The following is a 22,479-nucleotide window of genomic DNA, read 5'->3' on the forward strand; positions in this document are numbered from 1 at the left end:
ACGAGGGAGATGATCGGGGATGAAGATGAAAGGGGAAGTATTAACTGTCTTAATGGTTTTGATTGGGGCTTTTTGGCTAGGGACAAGTGCTGCTTATGCACAGGACGATATCATCATCAACGACAGCTCGTTTACCTTCTTCAATGGAGCTTCGAACGTCGCGGACGCTACAGCTCCCGATCAACAATCCGCTCGAACGGCCAACACAAATTCGGGATGGAATATTCAGTATATGAATTGGGATTTCTCGCAATGGAAGCCTGGCGCGCTATATGATGTTTATGTCAAGGTAAAGGTGAACCATGCGGTATCCAATCCTTCAGGCGACGCGTTCAAAATAGGCGTATACGATAATACGGATCGGAATCACACTATCACCGAAAAAACGATTGCCGCGTCGGAAACGGTAGATGATGCGTGGAAAGAAGTGAAGATAGGCACGTTCAAGCCAAACGCTTCGGTGAACTGGCTCAGCTTCTACGTAGCCGGAACAGCCAACGCGGCGCAAGTATCGGATATTTATGTGGATGCTTTCATTTTCAAGGAGCATAAAAATTACGTCATTGAAAACAATCTTTTCTATCGCTTTAACGATGCCGTTAATGTTGCCGATCCTATGGCTGTCGACAACAGCGCGACTCGTATGGCGAACGGCACGGGCGGCGGCTGGAACATTCAAGCCAAAATTGACGGCTCCAAAATCGAATCGGGCAAGTCCTATACGATCTCCATGCAAGTAAAGCCGGAGAGAGAGGACTGGGAGACGTCGACGGGAGATATGTTCGGCTATATGGTCTATGATCTTACAACTGGAACCTACCTGATCGATCCGACGACGGTCCCTACGGATGCTTCCTCTAAGGTCGTCTTCTATCCGCAATGGACCACCGCTCCGATTGTGATTGATCCTGCACATGACGTTCGCGTATGCTTCTTTCCCGTCAATAATGCGGCGAACTTCCCATCCTTCAAGGTCGATCGGGTCACGCTGTCCCAAGTGCCTGCGGATGAGAGTGCGGCTAAGGTTATACATGGTTACCCGTATAAGCTGTCGCCGAACAATCAAGACGGACTTAACGATTCCACTGCGATTTCCTATACGCTCGCTACTTCTCAGACGGTGAATGTGTCGGTCTATCGCTATAACAGTCAATCAACGGTGCGGACGCTGCTCGACAATATGCTGCAGCAATCCGGTATGCATTCGATTGTATGGGATGGCAGAAGCGACAGCGGAGGAATCGTAGCAAACGGATTATATATGGTGAAGGTGAGCTCGGGCGGGATGGAGCTGCTGAGAACTAATGTTGAGGTCGTTGCGGGAGTTTCGCTGACGAGCCCGCAAAGCACAGTCCAGAATGACATTCCGAAGGGGATCTTCTATGAAGCGGGAGAAATACCGTATAGCTTATCGGATGCGCAAACTTATCTGGACTCAACGTTCCGCGATATAAGCATGATGGGAGCGGATACTGTCTTTTTGGCCAATTGGCACGCGAAGCCGCAGGCGATCTACGATGAGACCTTGTTGCAAGCGGAGGAGAACGGGCTCCGAATTGTCGGCATGCCGGACGCATATTCGCTTTTTAACGAAACGTTGTATAACGATGAACATGCCATGTATGCTCACATTAACTCTGTTATCGATCCTGTGCGCACCAGCAGTGCGTTGTACGGCTATTACTTGTACGATGAGCCTGCTGCCGATCTCCGGTTGGCTGATAATCTGAAGGATATGAAACGAATTCTGGAGACGATTGATCCCGCTCGTCCGGTCTTGATGACCTATGTCGGCTTGGATCGAGTACCGCTTCATTATGATGTGGAGAGACCGCAGGTGCTGAACATTGACCCTTACGGCGTCGGCGAAGGAAGCGCGATCGGCGATTTCCGCCATATTTATAAATATCCGGGCTTCTCGTTCGAGCAATATATGGACTTCTCATCTCTGCAGATTAGAAAAAGGGTCGAAGATGCAGCGCCAATGTGGACCATTCTGCAAACAAACAATACGGCAGGCTGGCTGCGCAATCCAACCTCCGCGGAGATCAGGGCTATGACGTACGAGGCGATTGGTTACGGTTCAAAGGGCTTTACATATTTCGTCTATCAAACCGAGGTGGACTGGATCGGCATCGTTGACGAAAATTACAATCACACGGAGGATTTCGCAACCGTGCAGAGCTTATTCAGCGAGATTGAAACGTTGAAGCCGACGATCAAAAACATGAGAAAAATTGGAGCCGCCGCTACAGTCAGCGGGGGAGGAAACGCTTATTATCCGGATGCGGACATTACGACGCATGAAGATGTGGCGACGGGCGACAAATATTTGGTGATCGTGAATCATGATTGTATCAATCCGGCCAACGTGACCGTTACAATCGATCGCGAGAAGCTTGGTATGGATGTCGCTTCCGTAACCAATATGCTAAGCGGCGATAGCGTTGCATTTACGACGAACTCCACCAGCTATACGATAACGCTGTCAAATATGGCGCCTGGAGACGGAAGGCTGCTGAAGCTGGCGAAAGCGTCCCAAGTTGTATATACAGGGCAAGACAGCGCGTTCCATGTCAATAATGGCGCATCTAAAAATGTACTTGATGTATCGGCTTCGGATGCCAAGACGGCGATGCACACGATAACAGGATCACGCACCTGGAACATCCAGTGGTTCTGGGATAAGGCTCAATTTACGCCAGGCGCTGCTTATGATTTGTACGCGGTCGTCAAAGTGAAATATGCGCAGGACACCTATCTGGACGCGAATGGAGCGGAGCATCCGTTCCAGCCTTCCGGCACCGCGTTTTCCTTCGGGGTATATGATCTGGCTACGAATACGTATCCGGTAGCGGAGGCGGCTGTAACGGCCTCCAGCATGGAGAACATGTTCTGGCACACCGTTAAGATCGGCAGCTTCGTCCCTTCCCAAACGGGGAATGAAGTGGTGTATATTATGCCGTGGAATAATCCGAGCAACATTTCGGAAATTTATGTGGATCAATTTTATTTTGTGAAGCAATAGGATGATAGGAGAAGCGCCTTATCGATAAAGAATGGAATGGCTTACATAGCCGTCCATTCTCTTATCGGAAGGCGCTTTAGGCTTGACAGTGTCTGTACAGGTCAGCGAACGTTGCGCCTCCCGGCTCCACAATTGCGTTTTCAAATCGCTCTCGTAGTTATTTGTCGAATTTTGCTACTATTAAAGAGAGCAATGTACTATAGTGAAGTAAGTATATTCTGCTCCGCGCTTATGATGCGGGATGGCAGCATGAAGCGTAAAGGAGACAGAAGCTGATGATTCGTGTCATGCTGATTGACGATGAAGAAGATGCGCTGGATTTGTTGGAAATCTTGCTCGGTCAGATCGGGAATGTTCAGATTGCGGGCAGGTACATTAATCCGATCCAAGCGCTGGAAGAGCTGAGGCATACGACGGCAGATGCCGTATTCCTGGATATCGAGATGCCGGGGTTGAAGGGCACGGAGGCGGCTCGGCAAATAAGAAAGATCTCTCCTCATCTGTCGATCATCTTTACAACGGCGTATGAGCAATATGCGGTTGAAGCGTTCGAAATTCAATCGACCGACTATCTGCTGAAGCCGTTCACGATAGAGCGGCTGCAGAACACGATGGCGCGCATCCCGAAATCGTTGCCCGAACCCGCCGCCCCATTACCTCCGAGCGCCGGCCCTGCGGTTCGTTGTCTGGGAGGCTTCCATATTGCATTGCCCGGTGAAACGAGCAAAACGCTGACATGGAAAACGAAAAAGGAAAGGGAGCTTTGCGCGCTCCTGATTCATTACGAAGGCAGGCCGGTAAATGCCGCGACGATTATCGAAGCGCTGTGGCCGGGCTACGATTTGAACAAAGCCAAGACGTATCTGTATACCTGTCTATCCTATCTGCGAAAAAGCTTGGCAGAGGGAGGAGAACTGATTCGGATTCGGAAAGCGGATCAAGGCTTTGCTGCGGAAATGGACGGGCTTGCAGTTGACGTATTGAAATTCAAGCGGCTGCTGGGCAATGTTCTGGCTGATGGCAAAATGGACGACGATATGTACGATCAGATGAACGAGCTGTACCAAGGTGAATACATGGAAGCGTGTGATTTCGGCTGGGCAGCTTCCAGACAACTGGAGCTCAAATCTTCGTATATCCGGGCGCTTCGCCGATGGTACGCGCATTATCGAAGCCGGAGCATGCCGGCGCTTGCCATCGACAGCCTGCAGAAGCTGCTGTCGTTGGCTCCCGATTCCGAGCTTGACGGGCGCGAGCTGATCAGTCTCCACCTGGAGCTGGGCAATCGCAATGAAGCTTATCGCGTCTGTCTGCAATTGGAGCAGGCGGTGCGCGTTCAATTGGGCGCGGAGCTGGAGGAAGAGACGCAGCGGCTGCTCCGGCACACGATGGAGAAGACGGAGCGGTTATCCCGATGAGTCGGAAATTGGCGGCGCTGTTTATCACAATAGCTTTGTTGTTCGCAGTCTACGGGTTGCTGCTGACTTACGCCTCTCTTCACAAGAAGCCCATGCCTGTTGCCCAAAACGGAGTTATAGACCTGACCGAATGGGCATTTCAAGAGAACGGCGTCGTTCGGCTGGACGGGCAATGGGAGTTCTATCCCCATCAGCTCCTCTCCCGGCAGTCCTCTCCCATATCCGTTGCCGCAGAGGGAGCGGCGCCCGAGTGGATACAGGTTCCCGGGTCATGGAGCGCACAGATGGAGACGCTGGGCATCGCGACCTACCGGCTGCAGCTCCTGATCGACGACGCAAGCGCGGTATATGGACTGAAGACGGCTTCGATCCTCCTCTCCAATCGGCTTATCGTCAACGGTCAGGTTGTGGGCTCCAGCGGCATTCCGGACGAGAGGGAGCATTACCAGGCGCTTAACAAGCCGTATGTCAGCTACTTCACGCTGAAGCCGGGCCGGAACGAAATTCTCATCGAAGCGGCCAACCATGAATTTCGGGTTGGAAGCGGAATTGGCGAATCGCTTCGCTTCGGCAAGGCCGAGCAAATAGCCAAGCTGCGCGACCGGGCGACGGCCCATGACTGGATCACGTTAACCGCTTTCCTCATTATGGGGCTGTATTTTATCGGATTGTTCTCCCAGCGCAGAAATGACCATTCCCTCATTGTCTTCGGCCTTGTCTGCTTATTTATCGCCGCGTTTACAAGCGTCAGCGGCGAGAGGGTTTTGTTCGATGCGGTCGGCGCGATTCCGTTCTGGCTTTATTTTCGCATCCAGATGGTGCTGACGGTTGGCGTAGGAGCGGGTTTCTTCTTGTATGTATATACCGCTTTCCGGCCTTACACTTTCAAATGGCTTACGCAAGGCGGAATGGTTGCAGGGGCTGTCTTGATCGCGCTGAATGCCGGCTTCGCCTCTCAGATTACGACGGGACCGTTTCGACTTCTGACGTCGCTATACGTGACGTTCGCGTTGCTGTACGCTACGTATGTGTTTGTCTACGCGGTCCTGCACAAAGTGGCGGGCAGCCGGTATTTGGCCGTGGCTGCCCTGGCTTTGAATGCACTGGTGCTGAACCAGAATATGAACGTGTATTTCGGCGTGCCGATCTATACGCTGGCGCCGATCGAACCTTTTCTCGTGTTGCTGATGCTGGCGCTTCTGATGTCCCTCCGGTTTTCGAACGCATTCCAAAAAATCGAGGAGTTATCCGGGAAATTGCTGCAGGCGGACAGGATGAAGGATGACTTTCTGGCCCGTACTTCGCATGAATTCAAGACACCCCTGCACGGCGTCATGAATATATCCCGGTCCATGCTGGACGATACTGCGAATCCGCCAACGGGCGAGCAACGGGAGAAGCTGCAGCTCGTGACCGATATTACAAGGAAGCTGTCGCAGCTTGTCTACGACATTCTGGACTTGTCCAAGCTGAAGCAAGGCGAGCTCAGAATCGTACCGTCGCCGATCGACGTTCGCGCGGTCGCGGAGATTCAGGTGCGCTTCTATTCCTACCTCTGTACAGAGAAGGATAATCAACTGATCAACCAGGTGCCTGCGGGGCTGTCTTATGCGTATGCGGATGAAATTCGGCTGGGTCAGATCATCGGGAATTTGCTGGACAACGCAATCAAGCATACGGAGAACGGCACAATTGCCATTGCCGGGAGGGAACGAGGAGGCATGCTCGAAATCAAGGTGCGGGACACCGGTGCGGGAATTGAGCCGGAGGATTTGCCGCATATTTTCGAGCCGTTCAAGTCGTCGGAGGGAGCGCCGCAGCGAAGCTTCGGACTGGGGCTGTCGATCGCGAAGCAACTGGTTGAGCTGCAAGGAGGCACTCTATCGGTAAGTTCCATGACCGGTGTCGGTACCAGCTTTACGTTCACGCTTCCCGTTGCCGAAGAACGGCAAGAAGCGTCGATGTCCTTGGCCTATTCGACGGCGTCTCAAGCCGCGTCCAAGGAAAATGAATATTCCTTTGCAACGCCCTATGTGACGAATGCCGATGGCAAGCGTACGGTGTTGATCGTCGACGATCAATATGTGAATCTGAAGGTTTTATTGGATGCGCTGCAGACGCTGGATTATCGCGTCATCGCGGTCAAAAACGGGTATGAGGCGCTGGAGCAGATCGACCAATCGGGCAGAATTGATCTCGTTATTCTGGATATGATGATGCCGGGCATGTCGGGATACGAAGTGTGTCAGGAGATCCGCAGGCACTATTCGCTGCTGGAGCTGCCCGTCCTGATGGTAACTGCTGCTATTCAACCTCAAGATAAGGTAGCGGCGTTCCAGGCGGGCGCCAACGATTATTTGCCGAAGCCGTTTGACCTGGAGGAGCTAAAGGCCAGAATCGGCAGCTTGCTTGCCATGAAGGAGTCGCTGGGCCGAGCGGTTCATATGGAGGTGGCGTTCCTGCAATCGCAGATCAAGCCTCATTTTCTGTATAACGTGCTGAACAGCATCGTTGCATCCAGTTATACGGACATCGAGCGCGCGAGGAAGATGATTGCAGCGCTTGCCGATTACTTGCGGGGAAGCTTCCGCTTCAGCAATGCGGAGGAACGTATCGGATTCGCAGAGGAATTAAGCCTTATTCGGACGTATGTGGAGATCGAGCGGGCCCGATTCAGGGATCGCATTCGCTTCGAATGCGTGATCGAAGAGGCTGCCTATAGCCTGCGAATCCCTCCGCTCCTGCTGCAGCCGCTGGTCGAGAATGCCATTCGTCACGGCGTCGGCGATCGTATCGAAGGCGGAACCGTGAGGATGACGGCGGAGAAGTCGGACGGGCAGTGGGTGTTCGTCGTGTCCGACGACGGCGTCGGAATTCCGCTCGAGCGCTTGAAGACGCTGCTTGAACGAACCGGCGAAGAGGGAGTGGAAGGAGTCGGCTTGCGGAATATCAACAAACGGCTGAAATTCGAATACGGAACTTCGCTGGAGATTGCGAGCGAGCTGGGATCCGGAACCACAGTCGCCATTCGCATTCCCGTCTCCCGGATCTGACGAGCCATACTTTAATCGCGACAAGGTCTCATCGTTTATCGATGGGGCCTTTTTTTGTATGTAAGCTTCGAAAAGGGGCATACGAGTTGGATTAGTGTATGAATCCTACATTAGAGCTCGAAAAGGGGCGTGCGAGCTAGATTAGTGTATGAATCCTACATTAGAGCTCTGAAAAGGGGCGTGCGAGCTAGATTAGTGTATGAATCCTACACTGGAGCTCCGAAAAGGGGCATGCGAGCTAGATTAGTGTATGAATCCTACACTGGAGCTGTGAAAAGGGGCGTGCGAGCTAGAATAGTGTATGAATCCTACACTGGAGCTCCGAAAAGGGGCATGCGAGCTAGATTAGTGTATGAATCCTACACTGGAGCTCCGAAAAGGGGCATGCGAACTAGAATAGTGTATGAATCCTACACTGGAGCGCCGAAAAGGGGCATACGAGTTGGATTAGTGTATGAATCCTACACTGGAGCGCCGAAAAGGGGCATGCGAACTAGATTAGTGTATGAATCCTACACTGGAGCTCCGAAAAGGGGCATGCGAACTAGATTAGTGTATGAATCCTACACTGGAGCTCCGAAAAGGGGCGTGCGAGCTAGACTAGTGTATGAATCCTACACTGGAGCTCCGAAAAGGGGCGTGCGAGCTAGATTAGTGTATGAATCCTACACTGGAGCTCCGAAAAGGGGCGTGCGAGCTAGATTAGTGTATGAATCCTACACTGGAGCTCCGAAAAGGGGCATGCGAGCTAGACTAGTGTATGAATCCTACACTGGAGCTCCGAAAAGGGGCATGCGAGCTAGATTAGTGTATGAATCCTACACTGGAGCTCCGAAAAGGGGCGTGCGAGCTAGATTAGTGTATGAATCCTACACTGGAGCTCCGAAAAGGGGCATGCGAACTAGATTAGTGTATGAATCCTACACCGTCAGTCGTATTTCTTAGCGAAACATGTCGGTTTTTAAGGTTTTTTTAATGTGCCGTCGATTATGCTGGGCTGGAATATGCGGACACAGCGACTGAACGATAACACGGAGAGGACGGATGCATAGTGGTTCCGGCAATGAGAGCAAGCAAGAAATATGAGAGTATTCGAAAAAAAGTCTGTTTATTACTTGCTTTTATTCTTTTCATTCCGCTCATATCGATTGGAGGCACGGCTTCGGCGGCGTCTGCTGGCTGGTCGATAATAGATGGCAACGGAGTCAACGGGATTAATGCTAACCCGAATTACAAAGCGGAGAATCCGGCCATGGTCGAATGGAACGGAGAGGTTTATGTGGCATGGCAAGAAAGAGGCACCCAGAACAGCATAAACCAAATCAGAGTCAAGAAATATAATGAAACGGGTTGGGTAAGCGTCGACGGCAATGGGCCGAACGGATTGAATGTGGATGTCTCCAAAGTTGCTTCACGGCCTGCTATGGCCGTGTACGACGGTTCATTGTATATCATATGGAAGGAAATGGAGACACCGTCCATTGGCCAAATTCGGATCAAGAAATATGACGGCTTAAGCTGGACCAGTGCCGAAGGCAACAGCTCGGTCGGAATCAATGTGGATGCTTCCAAGACGGCCGACTTTCCCGCGCTGGCTGTATACAGAGGTGATCTGTATGCGACATGGTCAGAAGCGAGCCAAATTCGAGTCAAGAAATACGACGGTGTCGAGTGGACGAGCGTTGACGGCGGCGGAACGAACGGTTTAAATATTATATCGGCTGCTAACGCAGCATTTCCTGTTATGGCAGTAATGGGCGATGATTTATATTTGGTGTGGTCTGAAGTGTCCGGGGCCAATTATCAACTCCGAGTGAAAAGGTATAACGGTCAAAGCTGGGAATTGATTGACGGCGGTGGAAGCGGCTTGAATATGCGCAGCTGGTGCAGTGCACTCTACCCATCGGCAACCGTCATCGGCAATGCTCTGTATGTGGGATGGCACGAACCTATTAGCGGTCTCTACGGCACGGATGATCAAATAAGAGTTAAAAAGTTTGAGGAGGGCGTCTGGTCGAGCATAGATGGCGGCGGAGAACAGGGCATAAATGTGAGTCCTTATTTTCGCGCGTATTATGTTGAAATGGCAGCAATCCATAACGAATTGTATGCAATATGGACAGAAAATACAGGGACTTTTGTAAATGGGAAATATGTTTTTAAAATACGCGTGAAGAAATATGACGGAACGAAGTGGACGAACGCCGAGGACGGTAGAAACGGCTTGAATGTGGATGGAGCAAGACCTGCATTTTATCCTGCGGTAACGGTGCTTGACGGCGCTTTATATGTAGCGTGGCAGGAACAGAACGGCACAGAAGAGCAAGTGCGGGTAGCCCAATATTCGCCTCCGCCTCCGCCTGCCGTCAACAGTGTCAGCGTTAGCCCGGGTACCGCTAACATCGCGCGGGGAGCCGGCGGTCAACTTACTGCTGAAGTTGATGTGGTGGGCGGCGCCGCGACAACGGTGACATGGAGCAGCAGCGACGCTGCCAATAAGGTGCAAGTGAGCGGAACCGGCTACGTTACTGTAGCATCGGACGCAGAGCTAGGTGATTACACAATTACCGCCACCTCGACGGCAGACAGCAGCAAGACGGGGACGGCGACGATCACGGTTACTTATGCGCCGTCCGTGAACGGCGTAACCGTCACTCCGGACAGCGCAAGCGTCATGCAAGGAGAAAGCCGCCAACTCTCAGCGACAGTAGACACAGTGGGCGGCGCCGCGACAACGGTGACATGGAGCAGCAGCGACGCTGACAATAAGGTGCAAGTGAGCGGAACCGGCTACGTTACTGTAGCATCGGACGCAGAGCTAGGTGATTACACAATTACCGCCACCTCGACGGCAGACAGCAGCAAGACGGGGACGGCGACGATCACGGTTACTTATGCGCCGGCTGTGAACGGCGTAACCGTCACTCCGGACAGCGCAAGCGTCATGCAAGGAGAAAGCCGTCAACTCGCAGCGACAGTAGACACAGTGGGAGGCGCCGCGACAATGGTGACATGGAGCAGCAGCGACGCTGACCATAAGGTGACGGTGGACGAGACGGGGAATGTGACGGTCGCAGTGGATGCGACACCGGGGGTTTATACGATTACCGCCACCTCGACGGCAGACAGCAGCAAGACGGGGACGTCGACGATCACCGTTACCGCAGCGCCTACCTACACGATTGCTTCTATAGCGAATCAAACGTTAACGGCACTTACTCAAGGATATGCGTCCGGCACGCAAGACGCCCAAACAATTCCCGTCACGAATACGGGCACAGGCCATTTGACGAACCTGTCGGTTACGATTAGCGGTGCAAATGCCAACGATTTTGAGATTACGCAGCCGGGTTCATCCTTGAATAGCAATGAATCGACAAGCTTTACGATACAAGCACAAGACAGCTTGCAGGCAGGCACCTACACGGTGACGGTCACGGTATCGGCGGATCAGATGACAGCTGTAACCTTTACCGTCTCACAATCCGTAAACTTGCCGAATGCTCCTGCCAATCCGCAAAGTCTGACTGCTGTCGGTGGCAATCGTCAAGCTGTATTGAATTGGAATACAGTAATGGGAGCAACCTATTACAACATCTATATCGCGACATCACCAGGCCAATATATCGAGTCTGAAGCTGCGACGGTTACTTCTGCTACCTACAACATACTGAACCTGATTAACGGCACCACTTATTACTTTACGGTGAAGGCCGGCAACGAAGGCGGTTTGAGTGCGATGTCGAATGAGGCAAGCGCGACTCCGGCAACCGTTCCGGCAGCGCCGACACATATGACGGCAATTGCGGGGGACGGACAAGCAACCGTTACTTTTACAGCTCCAGCTGATGACGGCGGAAGTCCGATTACGGGATATGAGGTGACGGCAGCTCCAGGGAGTGTGGTTGTATCCAATTCGTCTAGTCCGATTGTCGTTACAGGCTTAAGCAACGGTACGAGCTACACCTTTACGGTTAAGGCGATTAACGCAGTCGGAATAAGCATATCCTCTGCCGAATCCAATGCCGTTGTACCAAGAGGAGAGAGCAGCAGGCCTTCACTCCCTGCTACTACGATACCGAACACAACCAATGTAGACGTACTGATTAATGGGAAAGTGGAACATGCGGGAACGGCCACAACAAGCACTCGGAACGGCCAGAGCGTCAGGACGATTGCCGTCGACCAGAAGAGACTGGAGGATAAACTCGCGGCGGAAGGGCAAGGAGCCGTTATCACGATTCCGGACCGTTCGAATTCGAATGTCGTAATTGGCGAACTCAACGGTCAGATGGTTAAAAGCATGGAAAGCAAGCAAGCAATTGTTGCAATCAAGACCGATCAGGCGACATATACGATTCCGGCACAACAATTTCAAATCGGCGATATAGCTGGCAAACTGGGCAAGTCGGTCGACCTGCAAGACATCAAGGTGCAAATCGAAATTGCCGAGCCTGCAACGGATACATGGAAGGTTGTAGAGAGCGCGACATTGGGCGCGTTCACGATTATGGTCCCGCCTCTGGAATTTACGATTCGAGCCATATACGGCAATACGAGCGTTGAGGTATCGAAGTTCAACGCCTACGTAGAAAGAACGATCGCCATTCCGGCCGGAGTTGACCCGAGCAAGATTACGACAGGCGTCGTTGTCGAGCCGGATGGAACGGTACGCCACGTACCAACTAAGATCGTTATCATCGACGGCAAGTATTACGCCCGGATCAACAGCTTGACCAACAGCACTTACTCTGTTGTCTGGCATCCGCTCGAATTCCTTGATGCCGTGAATCACTGGGCGAGCATTGCAGTTAACGACATGGGATCACGGATGGTCATTGACGGTACGGGCGGCGGTCTGTTCAGTCCCGATCGCGATATTACCCGAGCCGAATTTGCAGCCATAGTTGTACGAGGATTGGGACTTAAGCGGGAAGACGGGTCAACGGTATTCTCTGACGTAAAAACATCGGATTGGTTCAGCGGCGCGATCAACACGGCATATGCGTATCAACTAATTGGAGGATTTGAGGACGGTACGTTCCGACCGAACGACAAAATAACTCGAGAACAAGCCATGACGATTCTCTCCAGAGCAATGACGATTACCGGACTGAAGGCGAAGCTGTCCGCTCAATCCGAAGCTGCGACACTTCTTCTGTATGAAGATGCGTCAAACGTATCCGGTTGGGCACTCAGCGGTGTTGCAGACAGCGTGCAAGCCGGTCTTGTAACCGGCCGAAGCGCAGCTGAGCTTGCGCCGAAAGCACCTATTACCCGGGCTGAGGTTGCAACCATCATTCAAAGACTTCTGCAAACATCAGATCTGATTTAAGCCGAAATATCGGCCAAGTGACAAGTTATGATCCCTTCCTGACAAGAGCTTTCAATGTCGGGAAGGGATTTTATCATTGAATCGCAAAGATAAATCGCAAAAGTATTGACAAACAAACTACTACGTGATACTTTATAGCTGTAGTAAGTGATACTTGATACCAGTCATACAGAATAGAGAAGGGTGATTGTGCTGGAAAACCTAACGGAAATGCTCAAAGGCGTGCTTGAGGGCTGTGTGCTAGAAATTATAAGCAGAAAGGAAACTTACGGCTACGAAATTACACGGCAGCTGAACGCTCTCGGTTTCACAGATGTTGTAGATGGAACGGTGTACACAATTCTGATTCGGCTTGAAAAAAACAAGCTGGTGGAGACGACCAAGAAGCCTTCCGACATGGGGCCGCCGCGAAAATTTTTTACACTCAACGACGCGGGACGCGAGGAGCTGCAGAGGTTCTGGGAGAAATGGGAGTTCATATCGACAAAAATGAACGAGTTAAAGGAGTGAAACAAATGAATTTTTGGGAAAAGATCACAGGCAGCGACATGACGAAAGAAGTGAAAGCTTTTGAATCGCGCGCCCAAAGGCTGCCGGCCGATTATCAAGCGGCATGGAAGGAAATAAGCACCAATGTTTGGCAGTACTCCGATTTCACCGGTCGCAACCTTATGCCGATTTTGGACGGGGTGCTTGGCCTGCTGGAACAATCGGCGGCGGACGGTCAGATGGTCCATGAGGTGTTGGGTGACGATATTAAAGGCTTCTGTTCGGCACTGGTCGGAGCAGAAGGGGCGAAGTCGGTTCGCGACAAATGGCGTGAGCAATTGAACCATAATATCGCAAAAAAATTAGGCAAATAGGAGGGCACTATGAGCATACGTGATATCATCGAAGGCAAAAAAAAGTGGCGTGCACTAGTGGCGCGCGTCAAAGCGCTGCCGCAGGATTATCAGATGGTTTACAAGGAGATTCAAAAATATTACTTTAAGGTCGGCCCAGTTGAAATAGCTGAGGATATGGGGTTGCTTGAAGGAATTGTCGAGCTTTTTGAAGAGGGCGCGGTTATGGGGAAAGGTGTGCTCGAAGTGACGGGAAGCGACGTAGCGGCTTTCTGCGACGAATTAATCAAAAATTCAAAAACTTACGCGGACTTGTATCAAGAATCTGTTGACCGAAAAGTTCACGAGGCCATACACAAGGCTGCGAATAAAACAAAGTAAAAGGGGGATCAAGATGGAAAAAGCAATTGAAGTGAAAGGTCTGCGCAAGTCGTATAAAAACACAGAAGTTCTAAAGGGTGTTGATTTCAATGTAAAGCGAGGCGAAATATTCGCTCTGCTTGGCTCCAACGGTGCGGGCAAGACGACGACGGTCAGAATCCTCACTACGCTTCTCAAACAGGACGGAGGCACCGCTACCGTAAATGGTTTTGACGTTGCGTCAAAGCCCGACCATGTGCGGCAGTCGATCAGCCTGACAGGGCAGTTCGCCGCCGTGGACGAGATCATGAATGGTCGAGAAAATTTGATCATGATTGCAAAGCTGCGGCATCTTGATCATCCGCGTCAGGTCGCGGATGATTTACTGAGGCGCTTCGGCTTGACGGATGCCTCCGAGCGCAGGGTGTCCACTTATTCGGGCGGTATGCGCCGCAGGCTTGACATTGCCTTGAGCCTCGTGGGCCATCCGCAGATCATCTTCCTCGATGAGCCGACCACAGGGCTCGACCCCGAGGCACGCATTGAGACCTGGAAGATTGTGAAGGAGCTTGCCGACGGCGGCACGACGGTGTTACTTACTACGCAGTATTTGGAGGAAGCTGAGCAGCTTGCTGACCGGATTGCCATTCTGCACGAGGGCAGGATTATCGCCAGCGGCACGCTCTCGGAGCTGAAGCAGCTGTTCCCGAAGGCGAAGGTAGAATATGTTGAGAAACAGCCGACATTGGAGGAGATATTCCTCGCAATCGTCGGTAAAAAGGAGGCCATTTAAATGGAGGCGACAAAGAAACATTTTTTCAGCGACATGAGCGTTATGCTTGGACGTTCTATGCGCCATATTTTCCGCAGTATGGACACGATCTTCACGGTTTGCATCACTCCAATTGCTATGATGCTGTTGTTCGTCTACGTATTTGGCGGCGCAATTCAAACCGGTACGGAAAACTATGTGAACTACCTGTTGCCTGGCATACTGCTTATAGGGATTGCCAGCGGGGTGGCTTACGTTGCTTACCGCCTGTTTTTGGATAAGCAACGGGGCATTATTGAACGGTTTCACTCCATGCCGATTGCGCGTTCCACTGTGCTGTGGGGGCACGTTCTGACCTCGGTAGTATCCAACGTCATTTCTGTTGCCGTCATCATTCTCGTAGCGCTTATGATGGGCTTTCGCTCGTCGGCAGGGATACTGTCATGGCTTGCTGTAGCAGGTATACTCGTGTTGTTTACGCTGGCTTTGACTTGGGTAGCGGCCATTGCCGGACTGTCGGCAAAAACGGTGGAGGGAGCAAGCGCCTTTTCCTATCCGTTGATTTTCCTGCCATTTATCAGCTCGGCGTTCGTGCCGACCGACTCTATGCCGAAAGTTGTTCGCGCCTTTGCCGAAAACCAGCCGGTGACCTCGATTGTAGAAACTATCCGCGCATTATTGTCAAATCAACCGGTAGGCAATGATATCTGGATTGCTTTAGCATGGTGCTTAGGGGTGATAATGGTTGCCTATCTATTTGCGGTGCGCGCATACAAACGGACTGCAGCTTAAAAGGCCCCTTCATTTGCGAGACGATTTGAAATGCAATCGGCTTTCACCTTCACTTTGAACGTATCTTTCACGTCCCCTCGAAGCGGTTGTTCAAATTCAACGCAGCATAATGTATTCCCCCTTTCGATGATAGATTAACATAATTACGGGGTTCTGATTTGATAATTATTGCGCTAATAAATGTTTGCAGGAAGCCAGGCAGGGCTTACTTTCTTTATACCGCTCGTTAAGAGTACAATGAAATCAAGCAATAGATGAAATTGATGCAAGAGGGGGTAGAAGTGATTGGATCTGAATACAGTTATGCAAGAGCTTGAAGCGCTCGGCAAGGAACGAACCAAGAAAATGTACATGTCCAATGGCGCGCACGAACCGTTGTTTGGAGTGGCTACAGGCGCCATGAAGCCAATGTCCAGGCTCATAAAGAGGAATCAGCCTTTAGCCGATCAGCTTTACGACACAGGGAACTATGACGCCATGTACTTTGCGGGGGTTATCGCAGATCCTGGGGTCATGACTGAAGCGGACTTCGAGCGCTGGATGGACGGGGCATATTTCTATATGCTGTCCGATTATGTTGTTGCTGTCACATTGGCTGAGACGGATATTGCCCAGGAAGTTGCCGATAAGTGGATAGCCAGCGGAGAAGAACTGAGAATGTCGGCGGGCTGGAGCTGTTATTGCTGGTTGCTGGGCAGTCGCCCGGACAGTGAGTTTTCCGAAAGTAAAATGGCAGATATGCTTAAAGTGGTGGGAAATACGATTCACGACTCTCCCGAACGAACGAAATACGCGATGAACAACTTTATATACACGGTGGCAACATCCTACACGCCTCTTCACGAACGTGCGGTCGAGACGGCACAGGAAGTCGGTCCGGTAGAAGTCCAGAAAGATAAGAAAAAAAGCAAGCTCCTGAACGCAACCGAAAATATTCAAAAGGCATTGGATCGAGGGCAGCTCGGTTTCAAGCGCAACTATGTAAGATGCTAGGCGCAATGCGACATATGCGGAGAACTTGACAGCAATGTCAAGTTCGTTTACTTTAAAAATGAATGGAGGTTCATTTATGGCTCAAGTGTTGAAGGAAGAGTTGCGTCTGGCTATTCTAAGGGCTGCGCAGAATGAGTTTTTAGAATATGGCTATCTTCTGTCGTCTGTCAAGCGGATCGCTGCCAAAGTAGGGATATCCGCGGGCAACTTGTACAGATATTACGATGGGAAAGAAGCCTTATTCGATTCCGTGGTGAATCCGGTCTATGCCGAGTTGGAAGGTGTGATTGGCGCTAACGGTGAGGACTCGCTGACGGAAGGAGATGTTTTCGATCTCGTTGTGAATACGTTAATGTCTCTCATCGAAGGATTTCGTGAACCGCTGTTAATTTTAATCGACGGCAGCAAAGGCACACGGCATGAAGACGGCGTTCTGAAATTGCATAAGATGATGGCGGACCATGTCACTGAACATTTGATCGCGTACAACAGCAGACAATCTGGAGAAGTATACACTGAGCAAGTATCGTGGCCCATAGGAGTTGCCTTTATGCAAGGTTATTTTGAAATCATCAGACGTTGCCCTGACCCGAAGGATTGCAGAAGTGTGCTTAGTCAGTATGTCTCTTTTTGGTATCAAGGACTACGGTCGTTTGTCTAGGAAGGCATTCGGCCTGCCTTAATAATGAAACGAAATTCATTTTTGGGAGGGGAGCTTATGATTCGAAAAACTGATCGGTTTCTTACCCGAAAAGGCTCCGTAGTGGAATATTCCATAGCCGGACAGGGAGAACCTATTCTGATCATGCATGGCGGACATTCAAACTGTAAGGAGGAATTCGGCTATCGTGAGCTCGCCGGGCAGGGATATTGTATCATTACGCCATCCAGGCCGGGGTATGGGAGTACCTCTAAAGAGCTTGGCGAAAATGCACTGACGGCGTGTGAAGCGTACCTGGAGCTGTTGGATTTTTTGAAGGTTCCCCGTGTTCATGTCATCGCGATTTCCGCAGGCGGTCCCAGCGGCATTCATTTTGCATCAAGGTATCCGAAGCGAGTGAGGAGTCTAACGCTCCAGTCGGCGGTTACGCATCGGTGGTTGACTGTCGATGATACATTTTACAAGTCGGCTCAAGTCATGTTCCGGCCTTCGATAGAAAAAGGTGTTTGGCTGCTTATTCGAAGCATGAACAAGATTTTCTCGGATGTGCTGTTCAAGAGCATGATACCCGCTTTCAGCAACCTTGGAAAGGATGAGCTGCTGCTTCAATTCAACGATGACGACAAACGGCAGTTCGGGAACATGCTGAACCGTCAGCGTTCGGGTCATGGGTTTATGATCGATCTGGTACAGACAAGCCAAAATCTCGAAAGCGAATTATCATTGATTCAATGTCCCGCTTTAATCATGCATAGCAAGAATGATGGTCTTGTTGCGGTCAAACATGCCTATTACGCCCAACAATATATTCCGAACTCGGAACTCATCATTCTTGACACATGGGGTCATTTAATATGGATGGGCAAGGATGCGGCAGATATGCATGCCAAGCTTTTCGAATTTCTGAAAGGTTAGTTCATGGCTGACAGCGGCAAGATGATTGGGCAGCCAGAGTATGTCGAATCGGTGACTTCCCTTTTTAAATTGAAAATGGTACAATAAACAAGAACGTACATTCGTGAACGGCAACAAGAAATAGTAGGGAGGCTGCCGTATGAAAAAGCGAGACAATCTATCTACACATCAATCTGACGATAAATTTATGGTGCGAGAACAACCATTTACGTATGATGAGTATGCTCAAATGCCTGATGATGGTAATCGTTATGAAATTGCAAGTGGTGTACTGGAACTTATGTCGCCGGCTCCAACGCCGAAGCATCAGGTTATTAGTAATCAAATGCAGACGATATTGACGAATAGTTGCCAGATGGAGTATATCGTATTTGCATCACCGATTGACTTGATATTGTCAGCGACAGAAGTTCGCCAACCGGATCTGCTCATGGTTCATCGCAATAGAATGGAAATCATTACTCGGCGCGGAATTGAAGGAATCCCGGATCTCGTAGGAGAAATATTGTCACCTCATTCTGCCAAGCGGGACAAGGTGCAGAAGCTCGCTGCATATGCTGCCTATCGCATACCGGAATACTGGATTGTTGACTCGGCTAACGAGTTGCTAGAGCAGTATTTGCTGGCAAATGACAAATACGAGTTGCACAATTTGTACAGCTGCGAGGAACAAGTTCAATCCGATCGTCTGCCGTGCGTCTCCTTCACGATGGGACAAATTGTGGCTGCGGCGGAAGGTTTGCCAGGATAAACGTGGCATGAGTGGTTGACGAACCAGATGCAACGAGTCCATTCATGCTATGGTATAATGGCTGTCAAAAGAGTCACCTAAGAATAATCTGTCGACCGAAGGAAAAGATGAGTGATTTGCTCGATGATAAAATATTACTCGAATGTTGGAGCAACGGAGCAAGTAGTGTACAGTAAGCGTAACTCTGCCAGGAGCAGCCATTCAGAGGCTGCTCCTATTTGACGGTCAGATCAGGCTCACATTTTAGGCATGTCATCGATTGTTACAGATGAAGTGGGTTCATACAAGGCCGCGATTTCCAGGGCCGTGTCTCGTAAGGCATCGGCAAGATGAGCGGGCTCAACGACGAGCACATCCGTTCTGAATCGAAGCAAGAAGCCGATCAGCCACTTCTCATCAGGCAGTGCGGTACGGACCAGAAGCGCTCCATCCGGCTGCCGCTCGATCTGGCTTTCATCGAAGTAGTCCGCAGCGCGGACTTTGGCTTCCCCCGTGAAGCGAAGGACCAGATCGACCTTCCGTTCACTTCGGGGCGCCGTCCATCGATCATTCAGCATGGAGATTGTCATGGCCCGGCGATGGAACGATTCCGACTGGATCTGCAAGGTCCGCATGCGAGCCAGCTTGAAGATCCGGTAATCCTCGCGCTCCAAGCAATATCCATGCAGATACCAGGCGTATCTTTTGAGCACCAGCCCCATCGGCTCGATGAGGCGCTCGGTTTCTTCTCCTTTTCCGTCGGTGTACGCGAAGCGGATCAGCTTTGTATCTTGTACCGCCTGCTGCAGCGATTCGTACTTGACTCGTTCGGCCTCGCCGCTTCTCCAGGGGGTGAAGTCGACAAGAATTTGATCGCCGGCCGCGAACCGCCCTTGTTCCGCTTGCGACACCAGAGCGCCAACTTTGTTCAGCAGGCGATCCATATGGGAATGAGTCAATGCCTGTGTGGACTGAAGACCGCGCAGGGCGGTAACCAGCACATTCAGCTCATCCAGAGACAGCATTTGTCGATCGAGTCGAAAGCTTTCCATAATCTCATACCCGCCTTCCGTTCCCGTATACGAGACGATAGGGATGCCCGCGAGACTTAACGATTCCAAATCGCGGTATATCGTACGCAGCGATACTTCCAGACGCTCGGCAAGCTCCTGGGCTTGTACTCGCTTCCGGTTCAATAACAAGATTGTGATGGCCATTAAACGTTCGAGCTTCATCTTGAACCTCCAGCTTCGAGAATGTTACATCCAGTATAACCGATACTCCCGAACAGCTGTATGTATTCGGCTGGGGGATTAATGCGCCGCATACTCTCCGTCCGCTTGAGCCGTCGGGTCCAGCTTCTCTCTGCTCATGACAAGCGCCGAGGCCAAGGCCAGCACAGCCGGAATCAGGGTCCAGGCGAAAGTATCCGCGATGGAGGAGGACAGCCCCTCCGTGATTCTATGCAACGCATTCCCGTCCATCGTTAAGCGGAGTTCGGGATTGAGCAATACGTAGGGGTCGCCGAAGTCGACATTAGCCGGCATATTCGCTGTACCGCCGCCGAACGCATTCGTCAGCTTTCCCGTGAGCGAGTGGCTCTGAATGATTCCGAATATCGTAATGCCCAGTGTCATGCCAAGCGAGCGATTGAAGTTCAGCGTCGAAGTGGCGGCTCCACGCTGTGTAGCAGGGAAGGAATGGATGGCGGCATTGCTCAGTACCGAGAAGGAAGCTCCGATGCCGAGACCTACCAGGATCATATAGACTGTTATGAGATAGCGCGGCGCCTCAGCCGTAATCGAAGCCAGCAGCGCAAGCCCGCCGACCAGAAGAGCAAGCGTCGGAATAAGAATCGTCCGGTACGGCAGCCTGGATAACAAGAATCCGCCTACGGTTGCTGTGACGACCGAGCTCACCATCATCGGCAGCAGCACGAGCCCCGCATTCGTCGCCGTCCCTCCCAGAACGCCTTGAATGTAGATCGGTATGAACATCGATGCGGTCATGAAAGAAGCACCGCTAAGCATGGCGACCAGATTGCTTGTTGTGTAGAGACGACTGCGGAACATTCGGAACGAGATAATTGGTTCCTCGGCTCTCCTCTCAACAAAGACCAGCAGGATGACAAGCGCCGCGAAGCCCGTGAACAATCCCCCTATTTGCGGTGAGTCCCAAGGGTACACTTTGCCTCCCAGCTCAACGGCGAACATAAGACATATAATAGCGCCTACCAGCAGGAAAGAGCCCGCATAATCGATCTTTTGCTTGGAATGCTTATTGGATTCCTTATAGAAGAACGCGATAAAGACAAAGGCGATCAAGCCCAGCGGCAAGTTAATATAGAAGATCCACTTCCAATTCATATAATCGGTAATGTAACCGCCAAGCAATGGCGCCGCGATACTGGATAATCCGAATAAAGCGCCGAACATGCCGGTCATCTTCCCTCTGTGCTCGGGGGCAATAACATCGAACATAATTGTGAATGCAATTGAGACCATCGCCCCGGCGCCGATTCCTTGAATGCCTCTGTACAGACTGAGCTGCACGATCGATTCGGCCATGCCGCATAAGGCGGAGCCGATCATAAAGACGATAATTCCGATGACAAAAAAACGTTTGCGGCCGTACATGTCGGACAGCTTCCCGAAAATCGGCATGCCTGCCATCTCGGCCACCATATAGGCGGATGTCGCCCAGACGAATTTGTCGAGTCCGCCGATCTCTCCGACAATCGTACCCATTGCGGTCGCTACGATCGTGTTGTCCATCGAGGCCATCAGAATCGCGAGCAGAAGCCCCGCAATGATTAATCCTACCTTGTTTTGCGCGTTGTTCATGTGCATGTTTCCGATCCTTTCTTCGTACGGAGTATAGTGAATTGTATTAAAGCCATTGTAATCCTTCCTTGTTGACAACTGTGTGTCAGGAAGGGAATGCAGCAATTTAGAATAAATAAAAATCGGCGATGTCGTCTTTTTACAATACATCCCTCCATGAAGCGACTAGAATGGGGAAACAAGGAAGGGCCAACCAATTGAAGCGGAGGAATGGATATGGATGAGAGCATAAAAAATAAGGGAATAACGGGGGAATTTGTTCAGGGGGGGAAGCCGAGTTACTGTACCACCCTGACGCCTTTTATAGTTGTGGACAAGCCGAGCGAAGCGATTGAGTTCTACGAAGCTGTTTTTGGAGCAAAGGCGAAAAGCGTAACGGAATTTGAAATTGACGGCAACAAAATGATCGTTCATGCGGATATCGATTTCGGCAACGGATTCCTGCAGCTTGGAGCTGCAAACCCTGCCTATCGTCTCGTATTGCCTCCGGGGGATGGCAACGCATGTTATTCGCTCGGAATCTACGTGCCCGACGCAGACAAGACATTGGCCTTGGCCATAGAGCAAGGAGCAACCGTCAGAGAGCAAGCGGCGAACTTTGTGTCGGGAGACCGATATTGCAGCATATTGGACCCTTATGGCATCCGCTGGTCGATCATGACGCGGGTCGAGGATATTTCGGAGGAAGAAAGCTATCGCAGAGTAGCGGAATGGAGCAAAAGCCAGACTCAATAGAA

16 protein-coding genes are annotated in these 22,479 nt (G+C 51.1%); 14 read left to right on the top strand and 2 right to left on the bottom strand.

The genetic code is table 11. The features are described from left to right. The first annotated feature begins 19 nt into the window (after positions 1–19). The 13 genes from M6D81_RS21825 (at position 20) to M6D81_RS21885 (ending at position 18,920) form a co-directional block, all read left to right on the top strand. Positions 20–3,028 (top strand): flagellar hook assembly protein FlgD, encoded by a 3,009-nt coding sequence (locus tag M6D81_RS21825; RefSeq protein ID WP_262679168.1) that lies wholly within the window; start codon positions 20–22, stop codon positions 3,026–3,028. A 275-nt stretch (positions 3,029–3,303) separates the two neighbouring features. Further along, complete coding sequence (locus tag M6D81_RS21830; RefSeq protein WP_262679169.1) at positions 3,304–4,446, top strand: response regulator; 1,143 nt, start codon at positions 3,304–3,306, stop codon at positions 4,444–4,446. Continuing rightward, positions 4,443–7,499 carry a sensor histidine kinase gene (locus M6D81_RS21835; protein WP_262679170.1) on the top strand — a complete coding sequence of 1,019 codons (3,057 nt, stop codon included), beginning with the start codon at positions 4,443–4,445 and terminating at the stop codon, positions 7,497–7,499. Before M6D81_RS21830 ends, M6D81_RS21835 begins: the two co-directional genes overlap by 4 nt. A gap of 1,063 nt (positions 7,500–8,562) precedes the next feature. Next, positions 8,563–12,834 (top strand): S-layer homology domain-containing protein, encoded by a 4,272-nt coding sequence (locus M6D81_RS21840; protein ID WP_262679171.1) that lies wholly within the window; start codon positions 8,563–8,565, stop codon positions 12,832–12,834. Between the two features lie 210 nt (positions 12,835–13,044). After that, complete coding sequence (locus tag M6D81_RS21845; protein WP_317259157.1) at positions 13,045–13,344, top strand: PadR family transcriptional regulator; 300 nt, start codon at positions 13,045–13,047, stop codon at positions 13,342–13,344. Between the two features lie 5 nt (positions 13,345–13,349). Next, positions 13,350–13,697, top strand: coding sequence for a DUF1048 domain-containing protein (locus tag M6D81_RS21850; protein WP_262679172.1), 348 nt, complete (start codon positions 13,350–13,352; stop codon positions 13,695–13,697). A gap of 9 nt (positions 13,698–13,706) precedes the next feature. Continuing rightward, on the top strand, positions 13,707–14,057 hold the full coding sequence (locus M6D81_RS21855; protein ID WP_262679174.1) for a DUF1048 domain-containing protein: 351 nt from the start codon (positions 13,707–13,709) through the stop codon (positions 14,055–14,057). A gap of 13 nt (positions 14,058–14,070) precedes the next feature. Beyond that, the gene (locus M6D81_RS21860; RefSeq protein WP_262679175.1) at positions 14,071–14,829 is read left to right on the top strand and encodes an ABC transporter ATP-binding protein; all 759 of its coding nucleotides are present in this window, start codon (positions 14,071–14,073) and stop codon (positions 14,827–14,829) included. Then, positions 14,830–15,600, top strand: coding sequence for an ABC transporter permease (locus M6D81_RS21865; protein ID WP_262679176.1), 771 nt, complete (start codon positions 14,830–14,832; stop codon positions 15,598–15,600). 285 nt (positions 15,601–15,885) lie between these two features. Next, the gene (locus tag M6D81_RS21870) at positions 15,886–16,593 is read left to right on the top strand and encodes a DNA alkylation repair protein (RefSeq protein WP_262679177.1); all 708 of its coding nucleotides are present in this window, start codon (positions 15,886–15,888) and stop codon (positions 16,591–16,593) included. 76 nt (positions 16,594–16,669) lie between these two features. Continuing rightward, positions 16,670–17,254: a TetR/AcrR family transcriptional regulator gene (locus M6D81_RS21875; protein WP_262679178.1), complete on the top strand. Its 585-nt coding sequence runs from the start codon at positions 16,670–16,672 to the stop codon at positions 17,252–17,254. Between the two features lie 60 nt (positions 17,255–17,314). Then, a complete protein-coding gene (locus M6D81_RS21880) occupies positions 17,315–18,169 on the top strand; it encodes an alpha/beta fold hydrolase (protein WP_410795777.1) in 855 nt (284 codons plus the stop codon). Positions 18,170–18,308: 139 nt separating this feature from the next. After that, on the top strand, positions 18,309–18,920 hold the full coding sequence (locus tag M6D81_RS21885) for a Uma2 family endonuclease (protein WP_262679180.1): 612 nt from the start codon (positions 18,309–18,311) through the stop codon (positions 18,918–18,920). A gap of 236 nt (positions 18,921–19,156) precedes the next feature. Here the strand turns inward: M6D81_RS21885 and M6D81_RS21890 are convergent, their stop codons facing one another. Both M6D81_RS21890 and M6D81_RS21895 read right to left on the bottom strand, forming a co-directional pair. After that, the gene (locus tag M6D81_RS21890; protein ID WP_262679181.1) at positions 19,157–20,134 is read right to left on the bottom strand and encodes a helix-turn-helix transcriptional regulator; all 978 of its coding nucleotides are present in this window, start codon (positions 20,132–20,134) and stop codon (positions 19,157–19,159) included. 78 nt (positions 20,135–20,212) lie between these two features. Further along, entirely contained in the window at positions 20,213–21,742 is a 1,530-nt protein-coding gene (locus tag M6D81_RS21895; RefSeq protein WP_262679223.1) for an MDR family MFS transporter, read from the bottom strand. Between the two features lie 216 nt (positions 21,743–21,958). On the opposite strand from M6D81_RS21895, the gene M6D81_RS21900 reads away from it, so the two are divergent. Further along, complete coding sequence (locus tag M6D81_RS21900; RefSeq protein WP_262679182.1) at positions 21,959–22,477, top strand: VOC family protein; 519 nt, start codon at positions 21,959–21,961, stop codon at positions 22,475–22,477. Positions 22,478–22,479: the final 2 nt, after the last annotated feature.

It is taken from the genome of Paenibacillus sp. J5C2022, from assembly GCF_025567625.1.
Lineage (GTDB): Bacteria > Bacillota > Bacilli > Paenibacillales > Paenibacillaceae > Pristimantibacillus.

Bases quoted from the DNA above. Each gene is read 5' to 3' on its own strand.
- M6D81_RS21860 (WP_262679175.1), top strand. From the start codon at position 14,071: ATGGAAAAAGCAATTGAAGTGAAAGGTCTGCGCAAGTCGTATAAAAAC.
- M6D81_RS21885 (WP_262679180.1), top strand. From the start codon at position 18,309: ATGAAAAAGCGAGACAATCTATCTACACATCAATCTGACGATAAATTT.
- M6D81_RS21865 (WP_262679176.1), top strand. From the start codon at position 14,830: ATGGAGGCGACAAAGAAACATTTTTTCAGCGACATGAGCGTTATGCTT.
- M6D81_RS21845 (WP_317259157.1), top strand. From the start codon at position 13,045: ATGCTCAAAGGCGTGCTTGAGGGCTGTGTGCTAGAAATTATAAGCAGA.
- M6D81_RS21850 (WP_262679172.1), top strand. From the start codon at position 13,350: ATGAATTTTTGGGAAAAGATCACAGGCAGCGACATGACGAAAGAAGTG.
- M6D81_RS21830 (WP_262679169.1), top strand. From the start codon at position 3,304: ATGATTCGTGTCATGCTGATTGACGATGAAGAAGATGCGCTGGATTTG.
- M6D81_RS21835 (WP_262679170.1), top strand. From the start codon at position 4,443: ATGAGTCGGAAATTGGCGGCGCTGTTTATCACAATAGCTTTGTTGTTC.
- M6D81_RS21875 (WP_262679178.1), top strand. From the start codon at position 16,670: ATGGCTCAAGTGTTGAAGGAAGAGTTGCGTCTGGCTATTCTAAGGGCT.
- M6D81_RS21890 (WP_262679181.1), bottom strand. From the start codon at position 20,134: ATGAAGCTCGAACGTTTAATGGCCATCACAATCTTGTTATTGAACCGG.
- M6D81_RS21895 (WP_262679223.1), bottom strand. From the start codon at position 21,742: ATGAACAACGCGCAAAACAAGGTAGGATTAATCATTGCGGGGCTTCTG.
- M6D81_RS21855 (WP_262679174.1), top strand. From the start codon at position 13,707: ATGAGCATACGTGATATCATCGAAGGCAAAAAAAAGTGGCGTGCACTA.
- M6D81_RS21900 (WP_262679182.1), top strand. From the start codon at position 21,959: ATGGATGAGAGCATAAAAAATAAGGGAATAACGGGGGAATTTGTTCAG.
- M6D81_RS21840 (WP_262679171.1), top strand. From the start codon at position 8,563: ATGAGAGCAAGCAAGAAATATGAGAGTATTCGAAAAAAAGTCTGTTTA.
- M6D81_RS21825 (WP_262679168.1), top strand. From the start codon at position 20: ATGAAGATGAAAGGGGAAGTATTAACTGTCTTAATGGTTTTGATTGGG.